This window comes from Streptomyces sp. NPDC022552, assembly GCF_055561875.1.
In genome coordinates this window covers 213193-232882 of sequence record NZ_JBVHGJ010000012.1, presented here as the reverse complement: position 1 = coordinate 232882, position 19690 = coordinate 213193, and the positions used below count along the sequence as shown (strand labels likewise).

The 19690-nt window shown below is 70.1% G+C and carries 13 protein-coding genes, 1 tRNA gene and 1 rRNA gene; 12 read left to right on the top strand and 3 right to left on the bottom strand.

From position 1 onward, the window contains the following. Both rrf and ACZ3OF_RS27885 read left to right on the top strand, forming a co-directional pair. Window positions 1-95 (top strand): 5S ribosomal RNA (gene rrf / locus ACZ3OF_RS27890); the annotation flags it as partial. A gap of 4 nt (window positions 96-99) precedes the next feature. Further along, window positions 100-175: transfer RNA gene (locus ACZ3OF_RS27885), tRNA-Thr, on the top strand. 104 nt (window positions 176-279) lie between these two features. On the opposite strand, the gene ACZ3OF_RS27880 is transcribed toward ACZ3OF_RS27885, so the two are convergent. Next, entirely contained in the window at window positions 280-2931 is a 2652-nt protein-coding gene (locus ACZ3OF_RS27880; protein WP_467307450.1) for a SpoIIE family protein phosphatase, read from the bottom strand. Window positions 2932-3199: 268 nt separating this feature from the next. Here ACZ3OF_RS27880 and ACZ3OF_RS27875 point away from each other — a divergent pair, with 268 nt between their 5' ends. The 10 genes from ACZ3OF_RS27875 (at window position 3200) to ACZ3OF_RS27830 (ending at window position 18105) form a co-directional block, all read left to right on the top strand. Next, window positions 3200-8689: a HAMP domain-containing protein gene (locus ACZ3OF_RS27875; protein ID WP_467307448.1), complete on the top strand. Its 5490-nt coding sequence runs from the start codon at window positions 3200-3202 to the stop codon at window positions 8687-8689. 241 nt (window positions 8690-8930) lie between these two features. Then, window positions 8931-9605: a response regulator gene (locus ACZ3OF_RS27870; RefSeq protein ID WP_361680772.1), complete on the top strand. Its 675-nt coding sequence runs from the start codon at window positions 8931-8933 to the stop codon at window positions 9603-9605. 127 nt (window positions 9606-9732) lie between these two features. After that, window positions 9733-12561: a DNA translocase FtsK gene (locus ACZ3OF_RS27865; RefSeq protein ID WP_467307446.1), complete on the top strand. Its 2829-nt coding sequence runs from the start codon at window positions 9733-9735 to the stop codon at window positions 12559-12561. Between the two features lie 208 nt (window positions 12562-12769). After that, window positions 12770-13600, top strand: coding sequence for a helix-turn-helix domain-containing protein (locus ACZ3OF_RS27860; RefSeq protein WP_361680766.1), 831 nt, complete (start codon window positions 12770-12772; stop codon window positions 13598-13600). Between the two features lie 73 nt (window positions 13601-13673). Next, entirely contained in the window at window positions 13674-15170 is a 1497-nt protein-coding gene (gene rimO / locus ACZ3OF_RS27855) for a 30S ribosomal protein S12 methylthiotransferase RimO (protein ID WP_467307444.1), read from the top strand. Next, entirely contained in the window at window positions 15167-16018 is an 852-nt protein-coding gene (gene pgsA / locus ACZ3OF_RS27850) for a CDP-diacylglycerol--glycerol-3-phosphate 3-phosphatidyltransferase (protein WP_467307442.1), read from the top strand. Before rimO ends, pgsA begins: the two co-directional genes overlap by 4 nt. Then, window positions 16015-16524 (top strand): CinA family protein, encoded by a 510-nt coding sequence (locus ACZ3OF_RS27845; RefSeq protein WP_361680758.1) that lies wholly within the window; start codon window positions 16015-16017, stop codon window positions 16522-16524. Before pgsA ends, ACZ3OF_RS27845 begins: the two co-directional genes overlap by 4 nt. A gap of 109 nt (window positions 16525-16633) precedes the next feature. After that, window positions 16634-17017 carry a helix-turn-helix domain-containing protein gene (locus ACZ3OF_RS27840; RefSeq protein ID WP_030495036.1) on the top strand — a complete coding sequence of 128 codons (384 nt, stop codon included), beginning with the start codon at window positions 16634-16636 and terminating at the stop codon, window positions 17015-17017. Window positions 17018-17180: 163 nt separating this feature from the next. Further along, on the top strand, window positions 17181-17651 hold the full coding sequence (locus tag ACZ3OF_RS27835; protein ID WP_361680755.1) for a Dps family protein: 471 nt from the start codon (window positions 17181-17183) through the stop codon (window positions 17649-17651). Between the two features lie 100 nt (window positions 17652-17751). Further along, window positions 17752-18105 carry a hypothetical protein gene (locus ACZ3OF_RS27830; RefSeq protein ID WP_361680752.1) on the top strand — a complete coding sequence of 118 codons (354 nt, stop codon included), beginning with the start codon at window positions 17752-17754 and terminating at the stop codon, window positions 18103-18105. Here ACZ3OF_RS27830 and ACZ3OF_RS27825 read toward each other — a convergent pair. Both ACZ3OF_RS27825 and ACZ3OF_RS27820 read right to left on the bottom strand, forming a co-directional pair. Beyond that, window positions 18053-18817, bottom strand: a complete 765-nt coding sequence (locus ACZ3OF_RS27825; protein ID WP_361680749.1) for an SDR family NAD(P)-dependent oxidoreductase — start codon at window positions 18815-18817, stop codon at window positions 18053-18055. The genes ACZ3OF_RS27830 and ACZ3OF_RS27825 overlap by 53 nt on opposite strands. Window positions 18818-18849: 32 nt before the next feature. Next, window positions 18850-19686: an Fpg/Nei family DNA glycosylase gene (locus ACZ3OF_RS27820; protein WP_467307439.1), complete on the bottom strand. Its 837-nt coding sequence runs from the start codon at window positions 19684-19686 to the stop codon at window positions 18850-18852. Between the last annotated feature and the right edge of the window lie 4 nt (window positions 19687-19690).

Below are 19690 nucleotides of genomic sequence, written 5' to 3'. Positions count from 1 at the left end.
AAACGCCCGGTTACATTCCGAACCCGGAAGCTAAGCCTTTCAGCGCCGATGGTACTGCAGGGGGGACCCTGTGGGAGAGTAGGACGCCGCCGAACTCCCGCCCTTTTAGCTCAGTCGGTAGAGCGTCTCCATGGTAAGGAGAAGGTCAACGGTTCGATTCCGTTAAAGGGCTCCAGTGAAACAGAAGAAGGCCCCCGCCTCATGGCGGGGGCCTTCTTTGTTTTGTGCTCCCGAGCAAGCAGAAAAGTCCCCGCCACCTTCGTGGCGGGGACCCTTCTGTCAGTTCGTGTCGAGGGGCTCCGGGAGGCGCATGGCCAGGATCGCCATGTCGTCCGAAGCGGGCTCCTGGGCGAAGCGTTCGACCGCGCGCAGGATGCGGGCGGCGACCGCGCCGGCCGTGAGGCCCGTGCAGGTCTTGAGGACCTCGATCAGGCCGTCGTCACCGAGCATCCTCGTACCCTCGCGGCGTTCCGTGACGCCGTCGGTGACACAGAGCAGGACATCGCCCGGTTCGAGGGTGATGGTCTGCTCGTACAGCTCCAGGTCGTCCAGGACGCCCAGGAGGGGCTGAGGGTCGGCGGCCGGGACGACCGTGCCGTCCTGGCGGAGGCGCAGCGGCAGCGGGTGGCCGGCGCAGACGACCTTCAGGATCGCGGAACCGTCCTCCTGCGGCCACATCTCCCCGTACAGCAGCGTCAGGAAGCGGCTGCGGGCTCCCTCGTCGAGGATCGCGGCGTTGAGGCGCTCCAGGACCGCGGGGCCGCCGAAGCCCTCGCGGGCCAGCAGACGCAGGGCGTGCCGGGCGAGGCCCGTGACGGCCGCCGCTTCCGGTCCCGTACCGCACACGTCGCCGATGGCGAAGCCGTAGGCGTTGTCGCGGATGGGGAAGAGGTCGTAGAAGTCTCCGCCGACCTCGTTGCCCTCGCCGGCGGCCCGGTAGATGACCTCGACCTCGACTCCGTCGATCTGGGGGAGGCCGGGCGGCAGCAGGCTGCGCTGCAGGGACTGACTGATCGCCATGCGCTCCGAGTAGAGGCGGGCGTTGTCCAGGGCGAGGGCGGCGCGGCGCGAGAGGTCCTCGGCGAGCTCCAGGATCTCCTGGCGGAAGTGGTCGTCGGAGGGCTTGCCGAGGGTCAGCATGCCGATGACGCGGTTGCGGGCGACCAGGGGCAGGACCACCGTCTCGCCGCCGACCACGGCGGCCGTGGCGAGCGTGGTGTCGATGCCGGAGGACAACGGGCCGCTGCCGTGGCCGAGTTCGCGCATCGAGGTGGAGAGGGCGGCCCGGTGGGCGGCCTCGCCGGGCGCGGACCAGACGCGGGCGCCGAGAGTGGGCACCGGGTCGGGCGGGGCGATCGAGGACAGCAGAGCCTTCAGGCCGTCGATGCGGTCCTCGTCCTCGTGCAGAACGTAGGAGAGGTACGGGTCCGAGGCCTGGTCGGCGATCGTGTAGACGGCGCACCAGGTGGCGAGCGTCGGGACGGTCATCTGGGCCATGAGGGCCAGCGTCTGGTCGCGGTCGAGGGTGCCGGCCAGCAGGTCGGAGGCCTCGACGAGGAAGCTGAGGGAGCCGCGGCGGAGCCGTTCGAGCTCGCCGAGGCGGGCCGACTCGACCGCGAGCGCGATGCGGTCGGCCGCGAACTGGAGGCGCAGGGCCTCCTCGTTGGAGTAGCGGTTGGAGCCTTCGGCGGCGACGCCGAGGGAGCCGGTGAGCCGGCCCTCCACCTTGAGCGGCACGGTGACGACGGAGCGCATGCCGGTGCCTTCGAGGAGAGGGACGGCGCCGGGGACCGCGGCCAGGTCCTCGTGGACCGCGGGCATCCGGGCGGAGCCGTAACGGCTTGCGCCGGTCTCGACGGGGACGCGGGCGAACCGCTGGCGGGCCGACGGGAGGCCGGTGGTCGCCCGTACCTCCAGTTCGGTCTCGTCGTCGGTGGCGAGCAGGAGGAAGGCGGCGTCGCCGTCGAGCATGTCGCGGGCGCGCTCGACTGTCCGCTGGAGGAGGCCGTCGAGGTCGTCGGGGGCCGGGGAGCCGATGAAGACCTCGAAGGGGTCCGTGGCGCGGCTCTCGGCGCCCCCGTCGGAGACGGCGGGGCGCTGGGGGGTCTGGAGAATGGCGCGCTCGTACTCCCGTACGAGCAGGCAGACCGTGGAGGGTTCGCCGGCGGTGTCGCGGACGCGCAGATGGGAGGCGTAGACGGGGATGACACGGCCATCGGCGCAGCGGATGCCGTAGCTGCCCTCCCAGCGGGAGAGTCGCAGGGCCTCGGCGAGGCCGGTGCTGATGCCGGGGGTGTGGGGCCAGGCGGCGAGGTCGCCGAGCGGCTTGCCGGTGACGTGTTCAGCGGCGTAGCCGAAGAGTTCCTCGGCGTCCTCGTTCCACGCGGTGATGGCACCGCCGCGGTCGATCTGGGCGACGGCGACGCGGACGCGGCTGTCGGCGGTGGGGAGCAGGGCGTCCGGCAGGACCGGTCCGGCGGAGCGGGTGCCGATCGTGCGCTCGGGAAGGTCGAGCTGGAACCAGACACGCTTGTGCGTGGGGGTGTACTCGACGCCCCAGCGGGTGGCGAGGGCGGCGCACAGGAGCAGGCCCCGGCCGTTCTCGCGGTCCGGGTGGGCGAGGGTGCGTCCCCCTTGGACGGGGATCTCGCGCTCGGGGTAGCGGTCGGCGACCTCGACGCGGATTCCGTCCTCGCTCCGCAGGCAGAGGACGTCCGCCGCCGTGCCGGCGTGGATGACGGCGTTGGTGACGAGTTCGCTGGTGAGGACGACGGCGTCGTCGACGACCTCGGCGTATCCCCAGCCCTGGAGGGTGTCCCGGACGAAGGCGCGGGCGGTCGCGACGGACCGCCCGACGGGGTCGAAGGTGGCAGCCGCCCGCGCGGTGATCACAGAACTCCTCGTACGCGTTTCGACGCCCGGCTCCGCCATGGTCGGTCCTGCCCCTCCCGCTGCCCGGTGGTCGTTTCGCGCCACCCAGCCCCTGCCGGGCGGACGGGGGCGGTTGGACAGCCGGATGCCAGGTTACTTACCTTCGCTGTCCGAGCGGATGCCGGTCGCCGCTGTTTCCGTCCCCCGAGGGCGGGGACGCTATGCGAAGCTGCCGAACTGTTATCGCCAGGTTCGCCAGCGGTGAAACACTGGGCAGGCTTGTGGTGACTGCCCGGGCAGAACGGTCAACCCCTTCGGGAGGGACACGGTGGAGTCTGGCACGGCGGCGCGGCGCGGCGGTGGCACTACGCGCGCAAAGGGCGGACGGCCCCGGAGCGGTGGGACGGTTCAGGTGGACGCGGCGGCCATGGATCGGCTGCTCGCTGCCCTGGTCTCGATGCGGGACGGGAACTTCCGTAAGCGGCTGACCGTGTCCGGTGACGGGGTGATGGCGGAGATCTCCGCCGTCTTCAACGAGGTCGCCGACCGTCAGATGCATCTGACCGGCGAGTTGTCACGGGTCCGGCGCATGGTGGGGCGTGAGGGCAAGCTGTCCGAGCGGCTGGAGGCGGGGCCCAGCGAGGGCGCCTGGCTGGCGGCCATCGAGGCGGCGAACGCGCTGGTCGACGACATGACGCGGCCGGTCTCCGAGGTGGGGCGGGTCCTTTCGGCGGTGGCCGAGGGTGATCTGGGTCAGCGGATGGACCTGCGGTCGGAGGGGCCCGAGGGCCGGCCGCTGCGCGGGGAGTTCCTGAAGGTCGCCCGTACGGTGAACAACCTGGTCGACCAGCTGTCCGCGTTCACCGACGAAGTGACAAGGGTCGCACTGGAGGTCGGTACGGAGGGCATTCTGGGCGGCCAGGCCCAGGTGCGTGGAATGTCCGGTTCGTGGAAGGACCTCACGGATTCGGTCAACACGATGGCGTACCGATTGACCGCGCAGGTACGTGACATCGCTCTCGTCACGACGGCCGTGGCCCGGGGTGACCTGTCCAACAAGGTCACGGTTCATGTGGCCGGCGAGATGCTCGAGCTGAAGAACACCGTCAACACGATGGTGGACCAGCTGTCGTCGTTCTCCTCCGAGGTGACCCGGGTCGCGCGTGAGGTGGGTACCGAGGGCGAGCTGGGCGGTCAGGCCGAGGTCGCCGGGGTCGGCGGTGTGTGGAAGGACCTCACCGACTCCGTCAACACGATGGCGGGAAACCTCACCAATCAGGTGAGGGGTATCGCCGAGGTGACGACTGCGGTCGCCAACGGCGATCTGTCGCAGAAGGTCACGGTCAGCGCGCGCGGCGAGGTCGCGCAGCTCGCGGACACGATCAATCAGATGACCGAGACGCTGCGGACGTTCGCCGACGAGGTGACCCGGGTGGCGAGCGAGGTCGGCGCCGAGGGTCTGCTCGGAGGGCAGGCGCAGGTGCCCGGCGCGGCCGGCACCTGGAAGGACCTGACCGATTCGGTCAACACCGTCTTCCGGAACATCACCACGCAGGTGCGGGACATCGCGCAGGTGACGACGGCGGTGGCCAACGGTGATCTCTCGCAGAAGGTCACCGTCGATGTCGCGGGCGAGATGCTGGAGCTGAAGAACACCGTCAACACGATGGTCGACCAGCTGTCGGCGTTCGGTTCCGAGGTGACCCGGGTCGCGCGCGAGGTCGGTGTCGAGGGTCTGCTCGGCGGCCAGGCGCATGTACCGGGCGCGGCGGGCACGTGGAAGGACCTCACCGACTCGGTGAACACGGCGTTCCGCAACCTGACGGGTCAGGTGCGGGACATCGCGCAGGTGACGACGGCGGTCGCCAACGGTGACCTGTCGCAGAAGGTCACCGTCGATGTCGCGGGCGAGATGCTGGAGCTGAAGAACACCGTCAACACGATGGTGTCCCAGCTCTCGAACTTCGCCGACCAGGTGACGCGGATGGCGCGTGACGTGGGCACGGAGGGCCGCCTCGGCGGTCAGGCGCGCGTCGACGGTGTCTCCGGTACGTGGAAGGAGCTCACCGACTCCGTCAACTTCATGGCCGGCAACCTGACGTCCCAGGTGCGGCAGATCGCCCAGGTGACGACGGCGGTGGCGCGTGGTGATCTGTCGCAGAAGATCGACGTGGACGCGCGCGGCGAGATCCTGGAGCTGAAGAACACCATCAACACGATGGTCGACCAGCTCTCCGCCTTCGCGGAGCAGGTGACGCGGGTGGCCCGTGAGGTGGGTACGGACGGCCGGCTCGGCGGCCAGGCGCAGGTGCCGGGCGTGGCCGGTGTGTGGCGCGATCTGACCGACTCGGTGAACGGCATGGCCGGGAACCTCACCGCGCAGGTGCGCAACATCGCGGGCGTGGCGACGGCGGTGGCGCGCGGTGATCTGTCGCAGAAGATCGACGTGGACGCGCGCGGCGAGATCCTGGAGCTGAAGAACACCCTCAACACCATGGTCGACCAGCTCTCCAGCTTCGCGGAGCAGGTGACGCGGGTGGCCCGCGAGGTGGGTACGGAGGGCATCCTGGGCGGTCAGGCCGAGGTGCAGGGGGTCTCCGGCACCTGGAAGGACCTCACCCAGTCCGTGAACTTCATGGCGAACAACCTGACGAGTCAGGTGCGCAACATCGCCGAGGTCACGACCGCGGTCGCCAAGGGCGATCTGTCGAAGAAGATCACCGTCGACGCCAAGGGCGAGATCCTCGAACTGGTGACGACGGTCAACACGATGGTCGACCAGCTGTCCAACTTCGCGGACGAGGTGACGCGAGTCGCCCGTGAGGTGGGTACCGAGGGCATCCTCGGCGGCCAGGCGCGGGTGCGCGGGGTCACGGGCATCTGGAAGGACCTGAGCGACAACGTCAACCTGATGGCGAACAACCTGACGAGTCAGGTGCGGAACATCTCCCGGGTCTCCTCGGCGGTCGCCAACGGCGATCTGACGAAGAAGGTGACGGTCGAGGCGCGCGGCGAGGTCGCGGAGCTCGCCGACACCGTCAATACGATGGTGACGACCCTGTCGTCCTTCGCGGACGAGGTGACGCGAGTCGCCCGCGAGGTGGGTACGGAAGGTGAACTGGGCGGCCAGGCACGGGTGCCGGGTGTCTCCGGCACCTGGAAGGACCTGACCGAGTCGGTGAACTCGATGGCGTCCAACCTGACCGGTCAGGTGCGGCAGATCGCCGCAGTGACGACCGCCATCGCGAAGGGCGATCTCACCAAGAAGATCGACATCGACGCGCGCGGCGAGATCCAGGAGCTGAAGAACACCATCAACACGATGGTCGACCAGCTGTCCTCGTTCGCCGAGGAGGTCACCCGGGTCGCCCGCGAGGTGGGTACGGAGGGCATCCTGGGCGGTCAGGCCCGGGTCCGGGACGTCGACGGCACCTGGCGCGACCTGACCGAGTCCGTGAACGAGATGGCCGGGAACCTGACCCGTCAGGTGCGCGCGATCGCTGCCGTGGCCACCGCGGTGACCCGCGGAGACCTGAACCTGAAGATCGACGGCGTGGACGCGGCGGGCGAGATCCAGGCGCTCCAGGACAACATCAACACCATGATCGCCAACCTGCGGGACACGACCCTCGCCAACGAGGAGCAGGACTGGCTCAAGGGCAACCTGGCCCGGATCTCCGGTCTGATGCAGGGCCGGCGCGATCTGGACGACGTCGCCTCGCTCATCATGAGCGAGCTGACCCCGGTCGTCTCCGCGCAGCACGGCGCCTTCTTCGTGGCGTTGCCGACCGGCTCCTCGACGGGCAGCCCCGAACTGGGCGGGCAGGGTGAGGGCTCGTACGAGCTGCGGATGCGCGGCAGTTACGGCTACTCCGCCGGTTCCATGCCCACCTCGTTCCGTCCCGGCGAGACGCTCATCGGGACGGCGGCCGAGGAGAAGCGGACGATCCAGGTCAATGTGCCGCCGGGCTATCTGAAGATCTCCTCCGGGCTCGGCGAGGCCGCCCCGGCGCATGTGATCGTGCTCCCCGTCCTCTTCGAGGGGAAGGTCCTCGGCGTCATCGAGCTGGCCTCCTTCCAGCCGTTCACCCAGATCCAGCGGGACTTCCTCAACCAGCTCGCCGAGCTGATCGCGACCACCGTCAACACCATCAGTGTCAACACCAAGACCGAGGTGCTGCTGAAGCAGTCGCAGGAGCTGACCGAGCAGCTGCGCGAGCGTTCGGCCGAGCTGGAGCACCGGCAGAAGGAGCTCCAGGGCTCCAACGCCGAGCTGGAGGAGAAGGCCGAACTGCTCGCCCGGCAGAACCGGGACATCGAGGTGAAGAACACCGAGATCGAGGAGGCCCGGCAGGTCCTGGAGGAGCGGGCCGAACAGCTCGCCGTCTCCATGCGGTACAAGTCCGAGTTCCTGGCCAACATGTCGCACGAGCTGCGCACCCCGCTCAACTCGCTGCTGATTCTGGCCAAGTTGCTGGCCGACAACGCGGACCACAACCTCTCGCCCAAGCAGGTCGAGTTCGCCGAGACCATCCACGGAGCCGGCTCCGATCTGCTCCAGCTGATCAACGACATCCTCGACCTGTCCAAGGTCGAGGCGGGCAAGATGGACGTCTCCCCGACCCGTATCGCGCTCGTCCAGCTCGTCGACTACGTCGAGGCGACGTTCCGGCCGCTGACGGCGGAGAAGGGGCTCGACTTCTCGGTCCGGGTCTCGCCCGAGCTGCCCGCGACGCTCCACACCGACGAGCAGCGCCTGCTCCAGGTGCTGCGCAACCTGCTGTCCAACGCGGTGAAGTTCACCGACTCGGGCGCGGTGGAGCTGGTCATCCGGCCCGCCGGGACGGATGTGCCCCAGTCGATCCGGGAGCAGCTCCTGGAGTCCGGTTCGCTGCGCGACCCGGAGGCCGACCTGATCGCCTTCTCGGTGACGGACACCGGCATCGGGATCGCCGCAGGCAAGATGCGGGTGATCTTCGAGGCGTTCAAGCAGGCGGACGGGACGACCAGCCGCAAGTACGGCGGTACGGGTCTGGGGCTCTCCATCAGCCGGGAGATCGCGCGGCTGCTCGGCGGTGAGATCTACGCGGCGAGCGAGCCGGGCCGCGGCTCCACGTTCACGCTCTACCTGCCGCTGAACCCCATCGAGCTGCCGCCGTACGGGGCGGGGGAGCCGGGCTCCGTGGACCAGCGGCCGGGTCAGGACGACGGATCGGTCGACGAGTCCGCGGCGCACTTCGCGCCCGCGCCCATGGCGGCCGACCTGCGTTCCGGCGCCGGGGCGCTGTTCCGGCACCGGCGCAAGGCGGCGCAGAGCGGGTTCGAGGAGCGGCCCGCGCTGCCGGGACAGCCCGGTCGGGCCGGTCAGGCCGAGCAGGCGGCCGAGGAGGGCCGTGTGGAGGCCGCGCCGCGCCGCACGTTCACCTTCGGCGGCGAGAAGGTGCTGATCGTGGACGACGACATCCGTAACGTCTTCGCGCTCACCAGCGTGCTCGAGCAGCACGGCCTCGCGGTGCTGTACGCCGAGAACGGCCGTGAGGGCATCGAGGTGCTGGAGCAGCACGACGATGTGACGGTCGTTCTGATGGACATCATGATGCCCGAGATGGATGGATACGCGACGACGACGGCGATCCGCCGGATGCCGCAGTTCGCCGGGCTGCCGATCATCGCGCTCACCGCGAAGGCGATGAAGGGCGACCGGGAGAAGGCGATCGAGTCGGGCGCCTCCGACTACGTCACCAAGCCGGTCGACCCCGATCACCTGCTCTCGGTGATGGAGGAGTGGATGCGCGGAAACGGAACCGGGGGTTGTTGACGGACTGTCGCCGCGGGCGTGTGAGAGGGCGGGATGCGGGGAACCTTCTGGTCTCTCACCACGTTTCTGCTACGTGCACAGTGACATCGTGGTGACAGGGTGTGGCGACAGGCGGGGTGCGGCTACCATGACCGGCACAAGGACGGACGGCGCATGGGAGTCGTCTTCTGGGGCGGCGCCCGGTGCTACCCCCGGCTCGGCGAGTCGGGGAGAGCCGTTGCCGGGGCGAGGAGGACGGGGCATGGTGCAGAAGGCCAAGATCCTCCTGGTCGATGACCGGCCGGAGAATCTGCTGGCGCTGGAGGCCATTCTCTCCGCGCTCGATCAGACGCTGGTACGGGCATCGTCCGGGGAGGAAGCGCTCAAGGCGCTGCTGACCGACGATTTCGCGGTCATTCTGCTGGATGTCCAGATGCCGGGAATGGACGGATTCGAGACCGCCGCGCACATCAAGCGGCGCGAGCGGACCAGGGACATCCCGATCATCTTCCTGACCGCCATCAACCACGGCCCCCACCACACCTTCCGGGGTTACGCGGCGGGGGCGGTCGACTACATCTCCAAGCCGTTCGACCCGTGGGTGCTGCGCGCCAAGGTCTCGGTCTTCGTCGAGCTGTACATGAAGAACTGCCAGCTCCGTGAGCAGGCCGCGCTGCTCCGGCTCCAGCTGGAGGGCGGTGGTCACGGAGGCCACGCCAAGGAGTCCGCCGGACTGCTCGCCGAGCTCTCCGCCCGCCTCGCGGCGGTCGAGGAGCAGGCGGAGGCGCTGTCCAAGCAGCTCGACGACGACTCGGCCGACGCCGCCGCGGTCGCCACCGCCGCGCACCTGGAGCGCAAGCTCACCGGGCTGCGACGGGCCCTGGACGCCCTGGAGCCCGGCGCGGGCGGCCCGACCGTACTGCCCTCGCAGAGCTGACCCACCGTCAATCCGTGACCGCCCGCAGTGAGCGGGCGTCAGTTTCGCGCCCCTGTACGTTCGACACGAACGGGTGAGCCCGGACGGGCACGTGTCCGACACGGCTCACACCGGTAACCTCAGCATCATGGCCTCACGTACGTCCGGCAAGGGTTCCCAGGGCACGGCGGGCACCGCGAAGCCGCGCGCCGGCCGTACGAGCGGTGCCGCGAAGGAAGCGGCGCCCGCGAAGTCGCCCGCCAAGCCCGCCGCGAAGAAGACCGCGGCGAAGAAGGCCGCGCCCGCGAAGCGCGCACCCGCGAAGAAGACCCCCGCCAAGAAGGCGGCGCCCAAGCCCGCGCCGTCCCCCACCGGAGGCGTGTACCGGCTGGCGCGCGGTCTCTGGCTGGGCCTCGCGCACGGAGTGGGCGCGATGTTCCGCGGCATAGGACGCGGAGCCAAGGGCCTCGACCCCGCCCACCGCAAGGACGGCCTGGCGCTGCTGCTGCTCGGCGTCACGCTGATCGTCGCCGCCGGTACCTGGTCCAATCTGCGCGGCCCCGTCGGCGACCTCGTCGAGATGCTCGTCACCGGCGCGTTCGGCCGGCTCGACCTGCTCGTGCCGCTGCTGGTCGGTGCCATGGCGATCCGGCTGATCCTCTACCCGGAGAAGCCCGAGGCCAACGGCCGGATCGTCATCGGTCTCTCCGCCCTCGTCATCGGCGTGCTCGGACAGGTCCACATCGCCTGCGGCTCCCCGGGGCGCGGTGAGGGCACCGAGGCCATGCAGGACGCCGGCGGGCTCATCGGCTGGGCCGCGTCCAAGCCGCTGATCTTCATGATGGGCGAGGTCCTCGCCGTACCGCTCCTGGTGCTGCTCACCGTCTTCGGGCTGCTCGTCGTCACCGCCACGCCCGTCAACGCCATCCCGCAGCGCCTGCGCCGGCTCGGAGCCAAGCTCGGTCTGGTCGAACCGGCGTACGACCCCGAGGCCGAGGCCGAAGGGGAGGCGTACGACGAGGACTGGCGCGAGGCCGCCCCGCAGCCCGCCGCGCGCGCCCGGCGCACCACAGCCGGAGCGAACCAGGTGTACGACGTCGACCAGGCGGAGGAGGAGGCGCTCACCCGGCGCAGGCGCCCGCGCCGCCCCTCGGCGCAGCCCGCCTTCGACCGGCCCATGGACGCCGTGGACGTCGCCGCGGCGGCCGCGGCCGCGCTCGACGGCGCCGTGCTCAACGGCATGCCGCCCTCCCCGCTCGTCGCCGGTCTGACCCGGGACGTCACCGCCGAACGCGCCGCCGCCGTCGCGGCCACCGCGGCCGAGGCCCAGGCCGCGGAGGCGGAGGCCGCCGAGGCCGCCGGGGGCCGACCCGGCGCACCGGTGCCGTCCGCGCGCGGCGCGCAGGCCGGCCGCGTCCCCGGAGCCGTACCGGACCTCACCAAGCCCGCGCCCGACCACACCGAGCTGCCGCCCCGCGCGGAGCAGCTCCAGCTCTCCGGCGACATCACGTACGCGCTGCCCTCGATGGACCTGCTGGAGCGTGGTGGGCCGGGCAAGACCCGGAGCGCCGCGAACGACGCCGTCGTGGACTCGCTCTCCAACGTCTTCACCGAGTTCAAGGTCGACGCGGCCGTCACCGGCTTCACGCGGGGACCGACGGTCACACGGTACGAGGTCGAGCTCGGCCCGGCCGTGAAGGTCGAGAAGATCACGGCCCTGACGAAGAACATCGCGTACGCCGTGGCCTCACCGGACGTGCGGATCATCTCGCCGATCCCGGGGAAGTCCGCGGTCGGCATCGAGATCCCGAACTCCGACCGGGAGATGGTCAACCTCGGCGACGTGCTCCGGCTCGCGGACGCGGCGGGCGACGACCACCCGATGCTGGTGGCGCTCGGCAAGGACGTCGAGGGCGGCTATGTGATGGCCAACCTGGCGAAGATGCCGCACATCCTGGTCGCCGGTGCCACGGGCTCCGGAAAGTCCTCGTGCATCAACTGCCTGATCACCTCGGTGATGATAAGGGCGACCCCCGAAGACGTCCGGATGGTGCTGGTCGACCCCAAGCGGGTCGAGCTCACCGCCTACGAGGGCATCCCGCACCTGATCACGCCGATCATCACCAACCCCAAGCGGGCCGCCGAGGCGCTGCAGTGGGTGGTGCGCGAGATGGACCTGCGCTACGACGACCTGGCGGCCTTCGGTTTCCGGCACATCGACGACTTCAACGAGGCCATCCGCAACGGCAAGGTCAAGCTGCCCGAGGGCAGCGAGCGCGAGCTGAAGACCTATCCGTACCTGCTGGTGATCGTGGACGAGCTGGCCGATCTGATGATGGTCGCCCCGCGTGACGTCGAGGACGCGATCGTCCGTATCACCCAGTTGGCGCGAGCCGCCGGCATTCATCTGGTGCTCGCCACCCAGCGGCCCTCGGTGGACGTCGTCACCGGTCTGATCAAGGCGAACGTGCCCTCGCGGCTCGCCTTCGCCACCTCGTCGCTGGCCGACAGCCGGGTCATCCTCGACCAGCCAGGAGCCGAGAAGCTCATCGGAAAGGGTGACGGTCTGTACCTGCCGATGGGTGCGAACAAGCCCGTCCGTATGCAGGGCGCCTTCGTCACCGAGGCCGAGGTCGCGGTCGTCGTCCAGCACTGCAAGGGCCAGATGGCCCCGGTCTTCCGGGACGACGTCACCGTCGGCACCAAGCAGAAGAAGGAGATCGACGAGGAGATCGGCGACGACCTCGACCTGCTGTGCCAGGCCGCCGAGCTGGTCGTCTCCACCCAGTTCGGCTCCACCTCGATGCTCCAGCGCAAGCTGCGCGTCGGCTTCGCCAAGGCCGGCCGGCTGATGGATCTGATGGAGTCGCGGAACATCGTCGGACCGAGCGAGGGGTCCAAGGCACGGGACGTGCTCGTCAAGCCGGACGAGCTGGACGGGGTGCTGGCCGTGATCCGCGGGGGGTCCGCGGACTGACGCGCGCCGGAACGAGACCGGGTCGAGACTCACTCGTAAGGGAACGTGGGCAACCGTTTCCCTTGTTCGTACGTCAAGTTGGAGGGAGGGACAGAAGGATGTCCCAGCCTCATGGCGTACAAACAGCGTCCGCCCGGTTGCCCCACCCTTTCGTACCACCCATAGACTGAACGTCCAGCAGGTGGTTACACGCTCGAAAGGCGCTCTCGTGTCCATCGGCAACTCCCCCGAATCCCCCGAAGACGACCGGAACTTCCCGGCAGACGACCGGGATTCGATCGGTCGTGCACTCCAGCAGGCCCGGATCGCCGCCGGTCTCACCGTCGACGAGGTCAGTGCCTCCACGCGGGTCCGCATCCCGATCGTGCACGCGATCGAGGAGGACGACTTCTCGCGCTGCGGTGGCGATGTCTACGCCCGCGGGCACATCCGCACGCTCGCCCGCGCCGTCGGGATCGATCCGGCGCCACTGATCGAGCAGTACGACTCCGAGCACGGCGGCCGCCCCGCGCCCACGCCCGCGGCGCCGCTCTTCGAGGCGGAACGCATCCGCCCCGAGCCGCGTCGCCCCAACTGGACCGCGGCGATGGTGGCCGCGATCGTCGCCGTCGTCGGTTTCGTCGGCTTCACCATGTTCAGCGGCAACGACACCCAGGGAGGGGCCGGCGCGGTCGCCGAGGGACCGGCCCCGGAGAAGAAGACCACCAGCCCCACCACGAAGCCCACCAAGACCCCCGGCACCAAGCCGGCGCCGAGCGCGATCGCGGCGGTCCCGAAGGACAAGGTCACGGTCAAGCTGACCGCGATCGACGACAAGAGCTGGATCAGCGCCAAGGCCAGCGACGGCAAGCTGCTCTTCGACGGGCTCCTGCTCGAGGGCGAGTCCAAGACCTTCCAGGACGACGAGCGCGTCGACCTGATCCTGGGCAACGCCGGCCCGATCGAGCTCTTCGTGAACGGCAAGAAGATCGAAGAGAAGTTCGAGTCGGGCGCCGTCGAGCGGCTCTCGTACACCAAGGGCGCCCCCGAGTCCGGATGACCTTCCGGGCGGCCGTCGCGCAGGTGAACCCTGCGCGGCGGGGGTACGGCCGGGACGAAGTAGTCTTGAGTCCATGCCCGAACGCCGTACCGTCGCCCTTGTCACTCTTGGCTGCGCCCGTAACGAGGTGGACTCGGAGGAGCTCGCAGGCCGCTTGGCAGCGGACGGCTGGGAGCTCGTCGAGAACGCCGAGGACGCCGATGTCGCCGTCGTCAACACCTGTGGATTCGTCGAAGCCGCCAAGAAGGACTCCGTCGACGCCCTCCTCGAAGCCAATGATCTGAAGGATCACGGCAAGACCCAGGCCGTCGTCGCCGTCGGCTGCATGGCCGAGCGGTACGGCAAGGAGCTCGCCGAGGCCCTGCCCGAAGCCGACGGAGTGCTCGGCTTCGACGACTACTCCGACATCTCCAACCGCCTCCAGACCATCCTCAGCGGTGGCAGCGTGGAGGCCCACACCCCGCGCGACCGCCGCAAGCTGCTCCCGCTCTCCCCGGTGGAGCGCCAGCAGGCCGCCGCCGACGTGGCCCTCCCCGGCCACGGCGCCGTGGCCGTCGAGGCGCCCGAGAACGTACCGACCGACCTTCCCGACGGCCTCGCCCCGGCCTCCGGGCCGCGCGCCCCGCTGCGGCGCCGCCTGGACACCAGCCCGGTCGCCTCGGTGAAGCTCGCCTCCGGCTGCGACCGCCGCTGCTCCTTCTGCGCCATCCCGTCCTTCCGCGGCTCCTTCGTCTCACGGCGTCCCTCCGACGTCCTCAACGAGACGCGCTGGCTCGCCGAGCAGGGTGTGAAGGAGGTCATGCTGGTCTCCGAGAACAACACCTCGTACGGCAAGGACCTCGGCGACATCCGCCTCCTGGAGAGCCTGCTCCCCGACCTCGCGGCCGTCGACGGCATCGAGCGGGTCCGGGTCAGCTACCTCCAGCCCGCCGAGATGCGGCCCGGCCTGATCGACGTGCTGACCTCGACCGAGAAGGTCGTCCCGTACTTCGACCTGTCCTTCCAGCACAGTGCGCCGGCCGTGCTGCGGGCCATGCGCCGCTTCGGCGACACCGACCGCTTCCTGGAGCTCCTGGAGACGATCCGCGGCAAGGCCCCGCTGGCCGGCGCCCGGTCCAACTTCATCGTGGGCTTCCCCGGCGAGACCGAGGCGGACTTCGCCGAGCTGGAACGCTTCATCACGCACGCGCGGCTCGACGCCATCGGCGTCTTCGGCTACTCCGACGAGGACGGCACCGAAGCCGCCACGTACGAGCAGAAGCTCGACCAGGAGGTCGTGGACGAGCGGCTCGCCCACCTCTCCCGGCTCGCCGAGGAGCTCACCGCCCAGCGTGCGGAGGAGCGAATCGGAGAGACCCTGGAAGTACTCGTCGAATCGATCGACGAGGAGGACGGCGTGATCGGCCGCGCGGCCCATCAGGCGCCCGAGACGGACGGCCAGGTCGTCCTCACCGCGGACTCCGCCGCGCGCCTGGGCCTGGTTCCGGGCCGTATGGTCGAGGCGAAGGTCGTGGGGACGGAAGGCGTCGACCTGGTGGCCGAGTGTCTTTTCGAGGAGGCGGGCAGATGACGGGAGCCCCGGCATCCGCGGCGGGCGGGACCGCTAGGCCCGCGCCCGGCGGCAAGCTGGGCTCTGCGGCCGTCAACCAGGCCAGCCTGTGGAACATCGCCAACATCCTCACCATGATCCGCCTGGTGCTGGTGCCCGGTTTCGTACTGCTGCTCCTCCAGGACGGCGGGCACGACCCGGTCTGGCGCGCCTGGGCCTGGGCGGCGTTCGCCGTGGCCATGATCACGGACATCTTCGACGGGCATCTGGCGCGGACGTACAACCTGGTCACGGACTTCGGGAAGATCGCCGACCCGATCGCCGACAAGGCGATCATGGCGGCCGGACTGATCTGTCTGTCGTCGCTCGGTGATCTGCCCTGGTGGGTGACGGTCGTCATCCTCGCGCGGGAGCTCGGGATCACGCTGATGCGGTTCTGGGTGATCCGGCACGGGGTGATTCCGGCCAGCCGCGGCGGCAAGATGAAGACATTGGCGCAGGGCACGGCGGTCGGCATGTACGTGCTGGTGCTGACCGGTCCACTTGCCACGTTGCGCTTCTGGGTGATGGCGGTGGCCGTCGTGCTGACGGTCGTCACCGGCCTGGACTATGTGCGACAGGCGATCGTCCTGCGGCGCAGGGGACTGGCGGCGGAACGGGCCGCGGGGGCTCCGGGAGCGGCCTCCGGGACCTCTGCGGCCTCTGGCTCTGGGGCTTCTGGGGCCGGTAGGCGGCCTGAGGCGGGGCCGGCGGCGGAGGCGAACGGGTCGATGCCGGGGCCCGCGGCGGCGCCCGCGGACGAGACGGCCGGTGTGCCCGAGGCCTCGGACGCGTCCGCGAAGGGGCCTGCGGCGGGGTCGGCGCGATGAACACGGCCGCCCGGGTGCTGGAGCTGCTTGCGGAGCGTGGTCAGACCCTCGCTGCCGCGGAGTCCCTCACGGGCGGTCTGGTGGCCGCGGAGCTCACTTCCGTACCCGGAGCATCGCAATCGTTCCGCGGGTCCGTCACGGCGTACGCAACGGCCCTCAAGCGGGATCTTCTCCAGGTCGACGAGACCCTCCTGGCGGAGCGCGGAGCGGTCGATCCCGAGGTCGCGCTGCAGATGGCGGTGGGTGCCCGCTTCCGGCTCGGCGCCGACTGGGGAGTCGCGACGACCGGAGTGGCCGGGCCCGAACCGCAGGACGGACAGCCCGTCGGCACCGTGTACGTGGCGGTGGCGGGGCCCGTCGGTGCCGGGAAAGTGGCCGCGTTGCGGTTGAACGGCGGCCGTGCGGAAATCCGTAGAGAGAGCGTACGGAGCGTGCTGGAGCTGCTCGGCGACGAACTCTCGGGAAATGGGCGGGCACAGGATACGGAACAGAACGGGGGGAATTGATGTTTGCAGCCCTGAGTGAACACGACATCGCTCCCCGCACGGCCGCAGCGCGAGGCGGTACGGTGGGGCGTGAAGGATGCGGCTACGCGGTCCGAGGAGGGAGCCACCGATGATTCTGCTCCGTCGCCTGTTGGGTGACGTGCTGCGTCGGCAGCGCCAGCGCCAGGGCCGTACTCTGCGCGAAGTCTCCTCGTCCGCCCGAGTTTCGCTCGGCTATCTCTCCGAGGTGGAGCGGGGGCAGAAGGAGGCTTCCTCCGAGCTGCTCTCCGCGATCTGCGACGCGCTGGACGTACGGATGTCCGAGCTCATGCGCGAAGTGAGCGACGAGCTGTCGTTGGCCGAACTGGCCGAGTCGGCAGCCTCGAGCGAACCGGTGCCTGCGCCGGTACGCCCGATGCTCAATTCGGTGTCGGTGACGTCGGTGGCAGGTGTGCCCACCGAGCGGGTGACCATCAAGGCGCCCGCGGAAGCGGTGGACGTCGTCGCTGCCTGACGCCAAGTGGGCTAAGGCCCCGGAGGGTGTCCCTTGTGGGCATCCACCGGGGCTTTAGTGCTGTTGAGGGCGTTTCGACGGGTTCGTGCAGACGGGTTTGAGATGCCCGATTTCGGTCATGCGTGCCATGGTGGGGGAACGTACGACTGGTTGGAGAACACGTATGTCCGTCGTGAAGAGTTCGCTGTCCGAGGCCGACCGGAAGACGGTCGGCGATGCCTTGCAGGGAGCGCTGGTCGACCTCGTCGACCTGGGTCTCGTGGCCAAGCAGGTGCACTGGAACGTGGTCGGACCGCGCTTCCGCTCGGTCCATCTGCAGCTCGACGAGGTCGTGGTCACCGCACGTCAGCACTCCGACGTGGTGGCCGAACGCGCCTCCGCAGTCGGTGTCAACCCTGACGGCAGGGCCGCCTCGGTCGCCTCCGGAAGCGCCATCGGTGACGTCCCGGCCGGCTGGATCAAGGACACCGAGGCCGTGAAGATCCTGGTCGACGCCCTGGTCGCGGTGATCGCGCGGATGCGGGAACGGATCGGAGCCACGGACGAACCGGATCCGGTCACCCAGGACATCCTGATCGGGCTCACCGCCGACCTCGAGAAGCACGCGTGGATGTTCCAGGCCGAGAGCGCCTAGCGTGGCGCCCGCGTTGTGCGCTTCGTGCGCCGGGTCTGCCTCCGGTGCGCCCTCCCGCCGGGTGATACGGCCGGTCTAGCGTCGACCGCAGGAGGCGGCCATGGTACGGCGACGGGTTCCGCTGGTGACGCTCGCGTGGATGGCGGGCGGGCTGGTGGCCGGCGGGCTGTGGTGGTGGGCGGTGCTGCGACTGGTGCTGGTTCCCGATCAGGCGGGGCTGGTGGAGGGGGCGGTCGCGGCCGGTGGCTGGGGGCTGAGTCTGCTGCCGGTGCATGTGACGGCGTCCGCCGCCGCGGGTGGAGGGGTGCGCGCCCGGCGGGCGGGCGCCACCGGTCCGCACGGCGTTCGGGGCGTTCGGGGGGACGCCGGACGGGCCCGGGAGGGCACAGGGGGTGCGCAGGTCACCACGGCATCGCGACGCCGCCGTTGGGGCGGAGGATCTGACCCGTCGTGAAGGAGGCGGCGTCGGACGCGAGGTGGAGGACCGCGTGTGCGATGTCCTCCGGTTCGCCCACCCGACCCAGGGGGGAGTGGCGGGTCATGGCCGCCTCCGCCTGCTCCTGAGCGGCCGGTTCGTGCCGGTCGGTCATGGGGGTGCGGATCCAGCCGGGGGCGATCGCGTTGACCCGGATGCCGTGCGGGCCGACCTCGGTGGCCAGCGTCTTGGTCAGCTGGACGACGGCGGCCTTGGTGACGCTGTAGCAGAGCAGGCCCGGGCTCGCGGTGTCCATGGCTCCCGAGGCCATCGTGATGATGGAGCCGCGAGTTCCGGTCGCGATCATCGAGCGGGCCGCCTCCTGGCAGGCGTACAGCACACCCTTGAAGTTGACCGCCAGAAGACGGTCGAAGTCCTCGTCGAGGGTCTCCAGGACCGGACTCGTATGCATGATCCCGGCGATGGCCGCCATGGTGTGGAGCGGGCCCGCGCTCGCGACGGCCGTGGCGAGAGCGGTGCGGTCGGTGACGTCGAGGACGTGGGTGTGCGCGGTGGCGCCCTGTTCCAGGACGAGTTTCGCGGTCTCGCGGAGGCCGAGTTCGTCGCGGTCCGCGCAGTGGACGGTGGCGCCCGCCTGGGCGAGGAGCGCGGCCGACGCGCGGCCGATTCCGCTCGCGGCGCCGGTGACGAAGGCGGTGCGTCCGGTGAGGTCGTACGCGGTGAGGGCCATGACGGGACCGTACGACCGGATCTGACGGTCCGTCAATTAGTGGGTCCGGATTCGGCTGAGGGGCCGCCCCGGGATTCTGCGGGGCGGGACGGGCCCTGCTGGCAGCCGGGGCACCAGTACGTGACCCGGTCGCCGAGCTCGGCGCGGCGGACGGGGGCGCCGCAGCGCAGGCAGGGCCGGTTCTCACGTCCGTACACGTAGAGGTGGTGGGTGGGATGGCGGGTCGTGGTCGTGCGCCGGTCCGTACGGTCCTTGTTCGCCTCCAGGAGGCGGTGGGCCGTGGCGACGAGCCGCTCGGGGACGCCGGGCGCGAGCTCGCCGACCGGGAGCCAGGGTGTGACGGCGGCCAGGAACGCCAGCTCCGACTTGTACACGTTGCCGATGCCCGCGAGATTCCGCTGGTCGAGCAGGGCCTCGCCGAGGGAGCGGCCGGGGTCGGTGGTGAGCCGGCGGACGGCCTCCGCCGGATCCCAGTCCGGGCCGAGGAGATCCGGGCCCAGATGGCCGACGACGCTCTGCTCCTCGGCCGTGCGGATCAGCTCCAGGACCGGGAGGCGATAACCGACGGCGGTGTGCTCGGTGTTGCCGAGGATCGCCCGGATTTGGTGCGCCGGTCCACCACGCCAGCGCTCGCCGGTGGCGAACACACGCCAGGAGCCGTCCATCCGCAGATGCGAGTGGAGCGTCAGCCCGCCCTCGAACCGGGTCAGAAGGTGTTTGCCGCGCGGTGTCACGTCCAGGACGGACCGACCGGTGAGATCGGCGGTGGCGAAGCGGGGCACCCGCAGATCGGACCTGGTCAGGACACGGCCCGCCAGCGTCTCGTGCAGACGGCGGGCGGCCCGCCAGACGGTGTCTCCTTCGGGCATGGCT